Origin of the sequence: Marinobacter algicola DG893 (assembly GCF_000170835.1) — a bacterium.
Classification (GTDB): domain Bacteria; phylum Pseudomonadota; class Gammaproteobacteria; order Pseudomonadales; family Oleiphilaceae; genus Marinobacter; species Marinobacter algicola.
The window spans coordinates 55,515-69,088 of sequence record NZ_ABCP01000010.1 but is presented as its reverse complement, the minus strand read 5'-3'; the positions used below and the strand labels follow the sequence as shown (position 1 = coordinate 69,088).

The 13,574-nt window shown below is 55.1% G+C and carries 15 protein-coding genes and 1 pseudogene; 9 read left to right on the top strand and 7 right to left on the bottom strand.

The window, feature by feature from the left end; translation table 11 throughout:
• Positions 1 to 5 precede the first annotated feature (5 nt).
• Positions 6 to 896 carry a LysR family transcriptional regulator gene (locus tag MDG893_RS09320; RefSeq protein ID WP_007153518.1) on the top strand — a complete coding sequence of 297 codons (891 nt, stop codon included), beginning with the start codon at positions 6 to 8 and terminating at the stop codon, positions 894 to 896.
• 130 nt (positions 897 to 1,026) lie between these two features.
• Here the strand turns inward: MDG893_RS09320 and MDG893_RS09315 are convergent, their stop codons facing one another.
• Positions 1,027 to 1,887 (bottom strand): alpha/beta hydrolase family protein, encoded by an 861-nt coding sequence (locus tag MDG893_RS09315; RefSeq protein ID WP_007153517.1) that lies wholly within the window; start codon positions 1,885 to 1,887, stop codon positions 1,027 to 1,029.
• A gap of 154 nt (positions 1,888 to 2,041) precedes the next feature.
• Here MDG893_RS09315 and MDG893_RS09310 point away from each other — a divergent pair, with 154 nt between their 5' ends.
• On the top strand, positions 2,042 to 2,656 hold the full coding sequence (locus MDG893_RS09310) for a TetR/AcrR family transcriptional regulator (RefSeq protein WP_007153516.1): 615 nt from the start codon (positions 2,042 to 2,044) through the stop codon (positions 2,654 to 2,656).
• Positions 2,657 to 2,816: 160 nt separating this feature from the next.
• Here the strand turns inward: MDG893_RS09310 and MDG893_RS09305 are convergent, their stop codons facing one another.
• The 3 genes from MDG893_RS09305 to MDG893_RS09295 are packed head-to-tail and all read right to left on the bottom strand — an operon-like array spanning position 2,817 to position 5,724.
• Positions 2,817 to 3,593 carry a 2OG-Fe(II) oxygenase family protein gene (locus MDG893_RS09305; RefSeq protein ID WP_007153515.1) on the bottom strand — a complete coding sequence of 259 codons (777 nt, stop codon included), beginning with the start codon at positions 3,591 to 3,593 and terminating at the stop codon, positions 2,817 to 2,819.
• A gap of 9 nt (positions 3,594 to 3,602) precedes the next feature.
• The gene (locus MDG893_RS09300) at positions 3,603 to 4,934 is read right to left on the bottom strand and encodes an aldehyde dehydrogenase family protein (protein ID WP_007153514.1); all 1,332 of its coding nucleotides are present in this window, start codon (positions 4,932 to 4,934) and stop codon (positions 3,603 to 3,605) included.
• A 7-nt stretch (positions 4,935 to 4,941) separates the two neighbouring features.
• Positions 4,942 to 5,724: a CmcJ/NvfI family oxidoreductase gene (locus tag MDG893_RS09295; protein ID WP_007153513.1), complete on the bottom strand. Its 783-nt coding sequence runs from the start codon at positions 5,722 to 5,724 to the stop codon at positions 4,942 to 4,944.
• 97 nt (positions 5,725 to 5,821) lie between these two features.
• Between MDG893_RS09295 and MDG893_RS09290 the strand changes: the two genes are divergently transcribed.
• From MDG893_RS09290 to MDG893_RS09280, 3 genes are all read left to right on the top strand, one after another.
• Positions 5,822 to 6,742, top strand: a complete 921-nt coding sequence (locus MDG893_RS09290; protein ID WP_007153512.1) for a LysR family transcriptional regulator — start codon at positions 5,822 to 5,824, stop codon at positions 6,740 to 6,742.
• On the top strand, positions 6,739 to 7,458 hold the full coding sequence (locus MDG893_RS09285; RefSeq protein ID WP_007153511.1) for an IclR family transcriptional regulator: 720 nt from the start codon (positions 6,739 to 6,741) through the stop codon (positions 7,456 to 7,458). Before MDG893_RS09290 ends, MDG893_RS09285 begins: the two co-directional genes overlap by 4 nt.
• Positions 7,459 to 7,539: 81 nt before the next feature.
• Entirely contained in the window at positions 7,540 to 7,944 is a 405-nt protein-coding gene (locus MDG893_RS09280; RefSeq protein WP_007153510.1) for a GlcG/HbpS family heme-binding protein, read from the top strand.
• A 150-nt stretch (positions 7,945 to 8,094) separates the two neighbouring features.
• Here the strand turns inward: MDG893_RS09280 and MDG893_RS09275 are convergent, their stop codons facing one another.
• Both MDG893_RS09275 and MDG893_RS09270 read right to left on the bottom strand, forming a co-directional pair.
• The gene (locus MDG893_RS09275) at positions 8,095 to 8,886 is read right to left on the bottom strand and encodes a DMT family transporter (RefSeq protein WP_007153509.1); all 792 of its coding nucleotides are present in this window, start codon (positions 8,884 to 8,886) and stop codon (positions 8,095 to 8,097) included.
• A 337-nt stretch (positions 8,887 to 9,223) separates the two neighbouring features.
• Positions 9,224 to 10,825 carry a 4-hydroxyphenylacetate 3-hydroxylase family protein gene (locus MDG893_RS09270; protein WP_050776487.1) on the bottom strand — a complete coding sequence of 534 codons (1,602 nt, stop codon included), beginning with the start codon at positions 10,823 to 10,825 and terminating at the stop codon, positions 9,224 to 9,226.
• Between the two features lie 122 nt (positions 10,826 to 10,947).
• Here MDG893_RS09270 and MDG893_RS09265 point away from each other — a divergent pair, with 122 nt between their 5' ends.
• The 3 genes from MDG893_RS09265 (at position 10,948) to MDG893_RS09255 (ending at position 12,554) form a co-directional block, all read left to right on the top strand.
• On the top strand, positions 10,948 to 11,577 hold the full coding sequence (locus MDG893_RS09265; protein ID WP_040474463.1) for a TetR/AcrR family transcriptional regulator: 630 nt from the start codon (positions 10,948 to 10,950) through the stop codon (positions 11,575 to 11,577).
• 1 nt (position 11,578) lies between these two features.
• Complete coding sequence (locus MDG893_RS09260; RefSeq protein ID WP_007153506.1) at positions 11,579 to 12,130, top strand: isochorismatase family protein; 552 nt, start codon at positions 11,579 to 11,581, stop codon at positions 12,128 to 12,130.
• 139 nt (positions 12,131 to 12,269) lie between these two features.
• Complete coding sequence (locus MDG893_RS09255) at positions 12,270 to 12,554, top strand: transposase (RefSeq protein WP_007153505.1); 285 nt, start codon at positions 12,270 to 12,272, stop codon at positions 12,552 to 12,554.
• Between the two features lie 29 nt (positions 12,555 to 12,583).
• Here the strand turns inward: MDG893_RS09255 and MDG893_RS09250 are convergent.
• Positions 12,584 to 13,021 (bottom strand): annotated as a pseudogene (locus MDG893_RS09250) (IS3 family transposase); the annotation flags it as partial.
• Between the two features lie 195 nt (positions 13,022 to 13,216).
• On the opposite strand from MDG893_RS09250, the gene MDG893_RS09245 reads away from it, so the two are divergent.
• On the top strand, positions 13,217 to 13,519 hold the full coding sequence (locus MDG893_RS09245) for a putative quinol monooxygenase (RefSeq protein WP_007153503.1): 303 nt from the start codon (positions 13,217 to 13,219) through the stop codon (positions 13,517 to 13,519).
• The last annotated feature ends 55 nt before the right edge of the window (positions 13,520 to 13,574 follow it).

Genomic DNA, 13,574 nt, shown 5'->3' with positions numbered 1-13,574 from the left:
AGGGTATGTACCATTGGGAAGGCGTAAACGAATTCGTCGCTGTGGCGGAAACAGGAAATTTCACCCGGGCCGCCAAAAGGCTGGGCATTTCGACTGCCCAGGTCAGCCGCCAGATCAGTGCGCTTGAAACCCGGCTTTCCACTCGTCTTTTCTATAGAACGACTCGCAGGGTCTCCGCGACCGAGGCCGGGGAGATTTATTACCAGCATTGCCGACAGGTGCTGGAAGCTCTCGAAGAGGCGGAACGCTCAATCACGAATATGCAGTTAGTACCACGGGGGAGGTTGAAACTAACGGCCCCGGTGACCTACGGCGAGAAGTCGATAGCTCCCCTGCTCAACGACTTTGTGATGCGCTACCCAGAGCTCGAAGTAGAGGTGAACCTTACCAACCAGACGCTGGACCTGGTGGCCGAGGGTTACGACCTGGCGGTGCGGCTTGGTAAACTTGAGGACTCCACCCTGATGGCGAGGCGTCTAGCGTCCCGGACACTTTACGTTTGCGCCTCCCCGGCTTATCTCTCGGCCCGCGGAACACCGCATTCCCTGTCAGAGCTGGCCCACCACAACTGCCTTCTGGGCAATCTGGATTATTGGCGTTTCCAGGAAGCGGGCCAACCGCGGAATGTGCGGGTAAGCGGCAATATCCGTTGTGACAGTGGCAGAGCGCTGTTGGATGCGGCTCTTAAAGGCATAGGCATTGTTCAGTTGCCGGATTACTACGTAAAGCGGGCCTTGGATTCGGGTGCGTTGGTGCCGCTGCTGACCCACTATCAGGAGGATGACGACGGTATCTGGGCGGTGTATCCCCATAACCGTCACCTGTCGCCGAAGGTGAGGATGCTGTTAGATTTTTTTGTGGAGTCACTTGGCTCCCAGGGCCGTGAACACCGATAAGATTATCAGTTAAACGTCAGGGTTTGGCCCGAGCTTCTTTCAACGGGTTCTACCCCGTTAATGCGGACATTCCTAAACAAAGCTATGCCCCGGAATTCAAAGCTGACGTGGTAGAGTGGAGGTATCAGGTTCAGCCGTTGGACTCCAAGCCTTCCAGAATATGCGGCCAGCAGGCTTTGCATCGGCTGCGCAGCAGGTCGCTGTGACCGATTTTTTTCAGGCCAAAACTGCCTGGTTCCAAAAAATGTTTTTTTATCTGGGCGTTGGGCAGCAGGCGCAGAAAGTCTTCCACGTTTGCAGGCACGGCAATGTGGTCATCTGTTGCGGTTAGCGACAGCACGGGGGCTTTTATATCCGCATAGTGATGCTGCCTTATTTCCTCTCCAAAACTGTTTTCTACGTACCCAGGCGAACGGCACCACTGTCGCCATTGCCTGGCGACACCGGCGGGAAGATCCTCACCGAAACCGATGATTTTGGTCGGCCAGTATCCTTTGACTGCAACGGAGAGCGGTTGCCAACCGTGGAACAGTAGTTTGGCGGCCAGCTTTGTTTTTAGTTTCAGGTTATCGAAATGGCCTGACGATGCTGCAATCAGAACGTAGCTGTCTATTTGAGCGAAGTTGGGCATTAAACCGATCAACTGCGCACCGGCGCTATGGCCAACAAGGCTTACCGGCAGGCCTGGTGCAAGAGCGACGAGTTTTTCTAGCGCTGCCGGCAGATCCAGCGTACCCCAGTCGACCAGGTCGCTAGAGATCTCTGCTAGAGGAATACCGTTGCGAGAATCCCCAATGCCTCTATTGGAAAACGTCAGCACGGCGAAGCCTTGCTCGCTCAGCCAGGTAGCAAAAATGAAATAGACCTGATGTCGAAACCCGGTGGCAGGGGCGATGAGAACGGCACCGCGAGGAACGTCTGTTGCTGGTCTGAAAAAATGCCCGGTGAGCCGGTAGCCGTCGTCACAGGTTATTATGGTTTTTTCCATCATTTACCCAATTAGTAAGCCGCTGTTGCCAAAACAATTCGGCAGTTGTGAAATAAAAGAACAATATTCGGTAAAAGAAGATTATTCTGGTTTTGCCGAAGCTGTCAAACGGTAGAATGAAGGTCACGGCTAGTTCAAACAGGCTAATATCGATTTGATGAACCAATTCCATATTTTAGAAAAACGGTTTCCGGGCCGCAGGGCTGCGCTGAAAAGGGACATCCTGGAACAGGCGCTCTATTGTTTTATTGAGCTTGGGGTGGAGGCCACCACGATCGAAGCCATCAAAGCCCGCTGCGAAACGAGTGTAGGGGCGATTTATCACCACTTTGGCAACAAGCAGGGTATTTTAAGCGCACTCTTTTTTGCAGCTCAGGATGATCAGCGACAACATCTGGACCGGGAGTTAGCCAACACCAACAGCCTTCGCGAGGCTGTGTATTCAGTTATCTGTAGTTATCTCGACTGGGTTGTCGCCAATCCCGAATGGGCAAGGTTCCTGTATCAGGCGCGATCAGCAGTCGCCAAAGGGCCATTTCAGGAGGAGCTGAAAGATCGGAATGCGAAAGGCTTCCGGGAACTCAAAGCAAAGTTGCTTGGCTTCGGTAACGAAAGTAACAGCATTGTTCAGCCGTTCGAGATCGTAATCTCTCTGATCGTCGGCCCGTCGGAAAATTACTGCAAAGCCTGGCTGGCTGGCCGGGTACAGACCTCGCCTCGGGATTATCGGGAAGAATTCGCGGAATCCGCATGGCGATCGCTTCAGAGGTGATCCAATGGGTGATCATGCAAAGCCATAACGGATTGCTCTTCTGGATACGTACAATTTGGAAGCCTGCGCTAAACCTTCGCAGACATCCATATGTTGGCCACTGCGTGATTCCGATGTTTGACTGGCATCTCGCATTCTTTGGTGACCACCACGCCCGCGGCTAGCGTTCAAACAGCAGGTCGGTACGGATGATGTATTTAGTGCCCGAAGTGATCTCCGCTGAACTGTGCAAGCAGTGCAGGGGGTGATGGCCGTGGGGAAAGCACAGAACGCCGCCGGCCGGCGTTCGTACATCGATCTCGCGTACGTTGTCGCTTCGCCTTGCCGGTTTGGTAGGGTCGTCTGCATCGACGAGAAAGCGGGTTTCACCACCCTCGAAGTCGTCGCTGAGCAAAATCAGGAACGTCATCTGGCTGAACCGGTCCGGGAAGGCATCCGCAATCAGTCGGTCCTCAACAACTCTGGAGCCGGGCCAGGCACCGTCGATGTGAAACTTGAAGAAATCTCCCTCGCGGTAGCGATAGAAACGGAAGCGCCGGTTGATGCCCAGAGGCTGCTTGTTGCCGAAGAGGTCCAGGTTGTCGGCCACGGCATCGCGCACCCGCTGCCAGATCAGGCGATCGGTCACTTCATCCACAACCCAGGTCACGTTGTCGTTGTGGCGAACTTCACGAGGCAGTGAGACCGCCGCGTCTTTCAGGTAACCCAGGTTTTCGGTCAGTTCGATGAGGCGGTAACACTCCTCGCGACTAAAGACATTGAGCAGCTGATAGGCTCCAGGCACTTCCGGAATTTCCCGCCGTGACACCGCCGAGGCCTCACGGCTCTCGTCCAGTTTCGCTGGGTTCGGCACGCTATTTGCCCAAGTCGGTAGCGACGGGTTTTCTGCGCCCGGCTCGCGGGCAACGACGAAAAATGATTCCTGATGCTGTTTCATAGTCACCTCTTAAAAGTTCATGACCCGTACTTGCGCGAATTGGCGATGGCCTGCGGCCGAGCCATGGAAGCCAAAGCCACTCTGTTTGGCGCCAACCCAGGGGCTGCCGCCGGCCCCGCCGTTGACTGACACCATGCCGGCCTCCAGCTGGTCAGCTACGGCTGCGGCGCCCCGGCCGCCAAAGACCACCGCCCCCAGGCCGTAGATGGAATCGTTGGCACGGGCGATGGCGTCTTCGATGGCATCAAATTCAGCCATGGCAACGACCGGGCCAAAGGTCTCTTCGCGCTCAAGGAGCATGTCGGGGGTCATGCCATCGACAACCGTGGGTTGAATAAATGGCGCTGGGTAGTCGGCCTTGCCGAGCAGAAAGCGTGCGCCTTTTGTCTCCGCATCCTTGAGATGTCGCAGCACAAGCTGATGCTGGGTAGTGTTGGCGATCGGGCCTATGTCGACGCCCTGTTGATCCCATGGGCCGACCTGATAAGCCGATGCAGCCGCTACCACCTGGCGTTTGAATTCCTCGGCAACGGTACGGTCTACATACACTCGCTCGGTTGCCGTGCACATTTGCCCGGCATTCTCGAACGAGCTGGCAACGGCAAATCGCGCAGCAGCCGACAGATCGGCGTCTTTCATGACAATCAGGGGATCATTGCCACCGAGTTCCATGACCAGGCGTTTAACGCCTTCGGCAGCGTCCGCCATGATGCTGCGACCGGTGGCCATCGACCCGGTAAAGGCGATCATATTGATGTCAGATTTCACCAGCGCCTGACCGACGTCTCCGTGGCCGTGGGCAATTTGAATCAGATGCTCGGGCAGATGACCCTGTAGTGCGCGAACGAACAGATCGGCAACCAGCGGCGTGTGTTCCGAGGGTTTCAGAATGACGCTGTTGCCCGCCATCAGGGCAGGGATCAGCAAGTTGTTGGCCATTGCTAATGGGTAATTCCAGGGTGAAATGACAGCAACAACCCCAAGCGGCCGATACTGGATACGGCTGCGGCCTTCGCCTTGTTCGGTTTGCAGGGCAGCGGCGGCCTCCTCAATGAAATAGGGGGCATTCGTTACAGTACCGGCGACCTCATAGGTTGCGCGTCGTGCATCCTTGCCCATTTCCAGGCTGATCAGTCGGGCGAGTTGATTTTGAGCAGGCGCCAGCGCATGGTAGGCAGCCCTCAGGCGGGTTGCCCGCTCTTCCAGCGATAACCGGCCCCAGTTCGCCTGCGCGATCCGACTCCGGCCCACAATGTCTGCCAGCTCGGACCGGGAGGTGATTGGCACCTGTCCGACCGGCTCCTGATTCAACGGATTCAATGACACAAGAAATTCGCTCATGGCTTCCTCAACTAAAGGCGATGACTCGCACTTCCAGGCTGTTTCTGTTGCGGGCGTTGTCCGGTGTGTTCACGGGGTCGGCCGCGGTGTGTGGGGTGCCAAATATGCCCGCGGGGGAACGTGAATCGAAGACTTTCAGCAGCAGGGCCTCGCCCGGTTCCATGTCTGACAGGTAGTACCAGCGATGATCCGGGTTGTAGGAGATCCCGGCTATCTCACCGATGCGATCGGGGTACACCAGTTTGATGCGATGGAAGTCGTCCGCAGCCACGGTATTGATGTCCAGAACAGCCAATGGGGATTCCTCGACACGATGGCCGACAGGCATCCACAGGTTCACCAACCGGTAAGGGCGGTCGCGAAGCTCTGGTCGTTGCTCGGTCTCTTCCAACATGCGGTGGAGCGCAGACTTCTCGGTGTAGTCGTTGTGAACAGTCTTCACTGGCGCCCGGTTATGGATGGTTTGGTCCTGACGACTGGTTGACCGATAAGTGTGGTCAAAGACCAGCACCTCGCTGGCCTTGAGTCGGTCACGGAGGTACTCGATCACCTGCGGATACAAATGTTCGCGAATGGCGTCGTCATTCTGGTAGTCGTCAAAATCAAAGGCGACCCGGACCGCCTCGAAGCCCTGGTCGTCCAGGTTGAAGTCGTTGACCTGGTTGCGAATGTCTGTGACGTCAATGTGTCGGGTGTCGACGGATTGAGTGAGCTCGGAGGCACCTGGACCCTTGTATCGTTGGTCGTATTCGAGGCCGCCAACGGGCTGGACGTAGTTGATGCTGAACATGGCTCCTCCTTGCGGGTAGGGTTGCTGGATTCTTGGTTTGCCAGCTTAGGGAGTAGCCGATAGGATTTGAAACAAGGATTTGATGTAAGAGATACAAGTGAATGCTTTAAACCGGGTAGACCTTAAACAGTTACGAACGCTTCAGTGCCTGCTTCGCGAAGGCAACCTGTCCCGTGTGGCGGATCAACTCGGGGTGACCCAGCAGGCGGTCAGTGACCAGCTGAAAAAGCTCCGCGCCACCTTCAATGATCGCCTGTTTATCCGCAGCGGCAATGGCGTTACTCCGACGGCGTATGCCCGAACGTTGGGGCCGAAGCTGGATCTCATCCTGAATGCCGTTGGCGAGTTGCTGGAGCAGGATGAGTTCAATCCCGCAACAACGACGCGGACCATTACCATCAGCTCCACCGACCTGGAGCAGAAAACCATCCTGCCTTTTCTGATGCAGCGCCTGAGAAGGGAAGCGCCGGGTCTGAGGCTGGCGGTGAAAAAACTTGAGCTTGATGAGATGGCAAATGACCTGCTTGATGGCAGCGTGGATCTGGTGTTGACCAATCCGAAGTTTGCGCCACCGAGTTATCCGTCGTTAACCCTGTATTCGGAGCGCTATGTCTGTGTGGCAGGGAAGGCCAATGAGGCGGTTCGCAGCACTATGTCGGTTGCCGAGATCGCCAGCATGCCTCAGGTGGTGGTTTCCCCCTCCCGAGGGGATTTTACCGGTGCCGTCCATCGCTGGTTTGAAGACCAGGGGCATCCGCGCCAAGCCATGCTTTCGGTGCCAACCTTCACGGCTGCCAAAGCAACGATTTCTGAAACTGATCTTGTAGGCTTTATCCCTTCGCGACTCCTGCCTGACGACTCGTTGCAACCGATTGAGCTGAATGCCGAGATCCCCGGGTTCGACGTGATCGCCGTGTGGCACCAGCGCTCATCGCAGGACCCTCTGAATATCTGGATACGGGATTTGCTGCTTCAGGTTTCGAATCGCATGTGGTCTGAAAAAATACAGAAACCATGATCGACGAAAACAAGCGTATCCAATCGGTGGAACGAGCGTTGTTGTTACTCGAGGCTCTGGCGGCCGAAGGCGGAGAGGCCCGGCTGACTGATCTTGCCGAAAGGGTGGGGCCCAACAAAAGTACCCTGCATGGACTGCTGAATACCCTCGCTGCGATGGGATACGTTACCCGGCGTGGCACACGCTACGGGCTAGGGTTGAGGATCCGTGAAATCGCCCAGCCCTTGGCTGATCAGGATTTGGAACTCAAGGAACGGTTCGCGCCGGCTCTTGAGGGTCTTGCCAAACGGTGTGGCGAAACCTGTTATCTCGCCGTGCCTTGCGGTTCCAGGGAATATCTGTATGTGGATGCCATCGAAGGCGCCGGCAGTCTGCGGTTCGGCAGCCCCAGGGGCCTTCGGGAAGGGCTTACGACTTCAGCCATCGGCAAGGTGTTCCTGGCTTTTAATCCTGATTTGCTTCGCAGCCTGCGACGCGCGGACAAGGTCGGCGCAGCACTCGAAACGGAACTAAAAGAGATCGTCGAAGTAGGCTACGCACTGGATCTCGAGCAGGCCGAACCCGGTCTGAATTGCCTGGCGATCCCGCTGCGGCGTCACGGCCGTGTAGAAGCTGCACTCGGGGTTGCCGGCTCCTCAAAAATTCTTGATGAACCGACGCTGAACCGATTAGCGAGACAGGTGTTCAAGGAAATGTTCGACATTATCAAACTATAGGCGGCAAACAGGCCAACCCCCTTATCCCGCGTTCAGGTTGTCGGAATAATGAGCAGCTCACAAACATCACGGAGCTGCACTATGTTCGACTCAATCACCGATACTCACGTTCAAACTGTTATCAACCGGGCCTGCGAGCGCGCGGCCGAGCAGGGCTTTGCCATCAGCGTGGCGGTTACCGACACTTCAGGCCTCCTGAAAGGATTCGTTCGTATGGAAAACGCCGTCCCCGGCACCATCGATGTGGCCACCAAGAAAGCTAGAACCGCCGCGCTTTTTCGTGCCGACAGCAATGCACTCGGTGCGAAAGCCCACCCAGGCGGCTCCATCTACACCATCGAGAATGCCAACGGCGGGCTGATCAGTTTTGGTGGTGGCCTGGTGTTGCACGATGAGGACGAAAAGATCGTTGGTGCGGTTGGTGTTGCTGGCGCAACGGTGGAGGACGATCAAATCATTGCACTCTATGCAGCGGGGCGGATATGAGCTGAAGTGAACGAATGCATCCCGGTGTCTGGGCTCTGTCGGTAACCGCCTTCGCGATTGGCGTTGCCGAATTTATCGTTGTTGGTGTGGTAATCCCCCCGATGCAAAAAAATCAAGCAGACCTCAAAAATTACACTGTAAATCTAGCACCTATCTAAGCGGAGCCCTCTGGGTTACCACTGCGCTATCTCCCACACGAGCACATATCAGGCCGGCGATAATCGCGGCCATTCCCGTCGCATGGTAAAGGTGAAGGCTTTCACCCAGAAAGATCACCGACATGAAAGCACCATAAAGCGGGACAAGGAGGATAAACATGCCTGCTTTCGCGGGTCCAACCCGGGCCACACCAAACATGTAAAACAGGTTGGCCAGGAGGGATGCAGCAACACCAACGTGGAGCATCGCTGCAAAGGCAGTGGCATTCCAGTTAGGCCGCGCCCCTGAAATGTATTCTCCGACAAGGAATGGAAATAGTGCCACTACGGCAATTGCAAGCTGCGCACCCAGAAGTCCCAGTCTATTCAGGTCGGAAGGAAGAGAGCGGAGCCAAGTTGAAAACAGCGCAAACGAACACATTCCCGCGAAAATGGTCAGGTCGCCTGTGGAGAACTGCATTGCGGCCAGCCGTTCCAGTTCACCACGAAGAATGATGACCATTACCCCGATACATGACAGCGAAAGGCCTGTCATTTGCCATTGGCTTAATCGATGCCGATAGAAAAGAGCGCTGAACAGCATGATCAGCACGGGAATGGTTGAGTTGAGCAACTGGGCGTTGGAAGCGGTAGTCGAGTGCAGGCCGGTGTAGGTAAACAGGTTGAATGCTACCAGGCCGGCGAACGATGTTCTGAGAAGCTGCCAGCGTATTTCCCAATACCGTTGCAGGTATTGCCCACCCGAATGGAAGAAGAAATCCGAACGCAACAAAATGCCGAGCAAATGCGAGCATCATGGGCGGAACGTCGGCCCTCGCAGCCCTTCCCACAACGAAATTACCGGCCCAAAATAGCGGCGGCACGATAAGAATCACCAACCCTACCAGGCGGGCTTTATTCAGTTCATCCGTCGTCATGGATTAGCCCCTTCAAAGTCAATATGTTGGCACAAAGTGTGGAGCTGACCGGCCGTTGCAACAATAGAGTTCTGGATAAAACATCTTTACCCATCAGGTAATAATCAAGAGAGATGACACCGACTCAGACAAAAAGGGCCAGTACTGTCACAACCACCGGCCCTTCTTGTGGCACCTCTGAGCAGAGGATCAAGCGAGTTAAAGTCAAACTTTTTTCAAAGGAATCATCATCGGCTGTCCAGGTTTCGTGCAGCCGGTATCGCAGCAACGTCCCGGTTGGCGATTCTTGGTGATTGGCCGGTTTTCGTCGTGAAGGACGCCCCTTTCCAGCAGGCGTTCCACTAGTTCCACTTTGGAACCTACAGGGTAGTTGCGCCAGATTTCCTGCTTCATAGCGGCCGGTGACCCGCCCCCATGCAGGCTGATCACGGAGTACCAGCCGCCCTGATAGGATGCTGTCAGATCTTCGATAAACCGTGCAGTCTGAATGCGTTTGTCGTAGGGGATGTCGGGATTGGCTTGCAGTACCTCTGATAGCTTCGCGGCCGTCGCCGGATTGTGATCTTCATCCGGCCCAGGTAAAGCCACGATTAGTCCACCCGATACTTCGTGAGCAATGCGATGCATGTCATAAATTTGTGTCGCTAATAGTAGTTTGCCGATGTTGCTGTACACCGGATCGGGCATAAAGGATCCACTGTATTGGTCTTGGGTGGCGTACACGCTTGCAGAAACCCCGCAGGCAAAGAACCCTTCCGTGATTTTGATAAGCTCCACCATTTGCTCCCGCAAGTTGCTTTTACTGCCGGGATTAAGACCGTTGGCTTCACACATGAGAGCACCGGCGCCTATCAGCAGGTCTCCGAATCCCGCCCTAGCCGCAATGCAACTGTGCCGATGATGAGTGGCATAGCTGTAGGTCAGTACGTTGCTGTGCTCCCAATCGCCCGCGTAGAACACTCGATCCCAGGGAACAAAAACGCGATCAAACATTACAACAGCGGTGGATTGGCCATACTTCCGGGAGAATAGGGCATCGCCATGCTCGAGCTTCTCTCCGGGACGTCCTGCCGGACGCGACACGATCGTGATACCCGGGTCATCCACGCGGACGGCGCAACAGACAGCAAAGATTTTGTCCTCGACCCCCATGTCTCGTCCCGGCATGACGAGGAGTTCATGCATGTACGGCCCGCCAGTCACGATGGCTTTCGTACCACTTATTACGATGCCCTTGCCGTTTTTCTCGACGATGTGGACATAGGTGTCTGGATTGGCCTGCTGGTGGGGCTTCTTGCTTCGGTCACCTTTGGCATCCGTCATCGCCACGCCAATCGATAGGTCTTCGTCTTGAGCATGGGCTAGATACGCATTGAACCGGTCCCTATGCTTGGTCGTGCCTTTTGCATCATCAATTCGGGCAACGGCCTGCGCAACACCATTAAGAGCGTCGTGAGCCAAATAGCGCTGTGCGCATCCTGTTTCTTGGCATAGAACCCGCACCGCTTCAAGTTTGTTTAACAAATCCCCCGACGATTCATTTACGTGCAGCATGCGGCTGACGACACGATTCCGGTTGGATTGGGTTGCCAGTGCGATCGGCTCGAGTTCAGGCTGAAGAGCATAGTCGTAGGTGAAGGCCAGCGCATTGATGCCTGGCCGAAAAGCGGGCTCGTCTACAACACTGGCAACTTGCCGTCCATCGACAAAGACTTTTGGGTTGTATTTCCTTAGCGACTCCCGGTAGTCGTCGCCTGACATCAGCTTAACTTTGGTAGGGGGGGTAGTTTCTTTTTGAGCTTTCATAATCATCTCCTTGAACGATTCTTTAATATATTGAACAGTGTTCATTATAGTTGTCAACGTTTATACTGAGTCAGTAAGGAGTATTTGTCGTCCTGCCAAATTCGACATAGGAGTGCATAACATTGGAAAACCCACGACAACTCAGGAATCAAACTCTGACTGACGCCCGAAGAGAGATCATACTCAACGCTGCGAGAAGCGCGTTTTTCGAGCTCGGGATGGAAAAGGCCAGTATCCGAGAAATTGCGCACAGAGCCGGTTATTCGCCCGGCGCCATTTACAGCTATTTTTCCAACAAAGAGGAGTTGTACGGCGCGCTTCTGGGGGAGTCACTTGAACGCCTGAATGAAAGAGTCCAGGAAGCGAGGGCAATGTATACACTGACAGTGGACTGCCTGCAGGCCGCAGCCAGAGCATTTTTCGAGTTCTATCACGAGAACCCGCACGATCTTGATCTGGGTTTCTATCTTTTCCAGGGAATGAAGCCCAGGGGCCTTACGCCGGAACTGAACGAAGTACTCAACGCCCGATTGCGTGATGCCTTACAGCCCACGCAGAATGCTCTTCAAGAGCTTGGCATGCCGGCTCAGCAGGCTTTGGAAGAAGTCACTGCACTCTTTGCGCACAGTGTTGGTCTGCTTGTGTTAAGCCACACAGGTCGTATTCGCATGTTCAGGCAGGATTCTGCGATTCTGTTCAACAGGTATCTTCAGCAATTGGTCAGTCGAGCTGAATCTGTCTTGGGAGATTAGGATGGATAAGATGCATGCTGAACAGAGTGTCCTGGTGTTGGTGGATTATCAGGCCCGCTTGATGCCGGCGATTTATGATTCCAATCGGGTGACGGTGAATGCGACACTGCTCGCCAAAGCCGCACGTGTGCTCAGTATTCCGGTATTCGGAACTGAGCAAAACCCCTCCGGCCTCGGGCCAAATATGGAGCAGATTGGTTCTGAATGCGCTCGCACCATTACAAAGATGCACTTCGATGCATGCAAGGATGGGCTGTTGGACGCCCTCAACGGCGAAAGCGCCGGGCGGAACCAAGTAGTTATCGCTGGCTGCGAGGCTCACGTGTGCATGTTGCAAACGGCGTTGGGGTTATTGCGATCAGGCAAGCAGGTTTGGGTAGTGACCAGCGCAAGCGGCTCTCGCCGTAAGGATGACCATGCTACCGCCATGACCCGCCTAGCCCAGGCTGGCGCCAGTATCGTTACCCATGAAATGGCGTTGTTCGAATGGCTGGACGATTGCGAGAACCCAGGTTTTCGCGAGGTATTAAAGCTTATCAAGAAGGTCGGATGATGGGTAAGACTCTTGAATCGGGATTAATCCATGCAATCCGCGTCTTTCTGCGGGTAGTCGATAGTGGCAGTTGAAGTGGACCCCAAATTTTGGACAGGTACCTAAGCTCTGATTCATCATCTCCACAAGGAGGAGAATCATGAGCAAGAAACGCAAGCAATACAGCCCATCGTTCAAGTCCAAGGTCGCTCTGGCCGCCCTCAAGGGCGACCAGACCACATCCGAAATTGCCGCCCGTTTCCAGATTCACCCCACCATGGTCAGTACCTGGAAGCGCGAGCTGCTGGAGAACGCTCCCGATCTCTTCGAAGGCAAGAGGAAGGCCGGCAAGCAATCCGATGAGCCCAGCACAGACGAGCTTTACCGCGAGATCGGTCGACTGACGGTGGAACGCGATTTTTTGTCGCGCAAGCTCGATCAGTAAGCCGTCAACAGCGGTTGGCGATGTAGTGGTCAACTAATCCCGGACAGTATTTTAAGGTTTTCCTCAGCCGCAACGGGTGAAATGCCACCGTTGAATGCATGAGGTCGCTGCCGGTTGTAGTAGTCCATCAAGTAGCTCCCAACATCCTTTTGGGCATCAGGCAGATTTCGGTAACCCAGGGCCGGTATCCATTCCGATTTCAGGCTCCGGAATAGCCTTTCCATCGGTGCATTGTCCCAGCAGTTGCCGCGCCGGCTCATGCTTTGTGTCATTCGATAGCGCCAGAGCCTCTGACGGAACTTTCGACTGGCGTACTGACTTCCCTGATCCGAGTGGAACATGACTTTCTCTGGACGACCACGCTGTTCCCAGGCGTGATCCAGAGCTTTTACAACCAGGTCCGCATCCGGACTGGACGACATGGCCCAGCCAACAACCCGGCGAGCGTATAGATCCAGCACCATGCTGGCTGCTTCCTGTTTGAACTCAGGAGAAAAAGAACGTCGCTTTCTGGTCATCAGACACCTCGTTTATGGTGGCGATCTTACCACCTACGTTGGTGTCCGGAATCATTGAACCACTACATTTGTCGTTGAATTAGCTGTTGGGCGTCACAAGAATGAGGCGTATAGTGGTGCGTCCATAACCAAAGGAGGTGAATCATGGTCAAAGTAGCGTTGTTCGTCCGTTTGGAAGCGAAGCCTGGGAAGGAGAAGGAAGTTGAGCAGTTCCTGCTCGATGGCCTTCCACTCGTTCAGGCGGAGCCGGCCACCACCGCGTGGTTCGGCATTCGCCTTGGGCCATCCACGTTCGGCATCTTTGATGCTTTCCCCGATGAGGCGGGCCGTCAAGCTCACCTTACCGGCAAGGTCGCTGCCGCTCTGATGGCTAAGGCCGGAGAGCTTTTCTCCACGCCGCCGTCCATCGAGAAAGTTGACGTTCTGGCAGCAAAGCTACCTGGGTAGTGAAGCCCAACAAGGCGCTCCAGCCGACGGTCTTGCCTCCGCTTCGCTCCGGCAA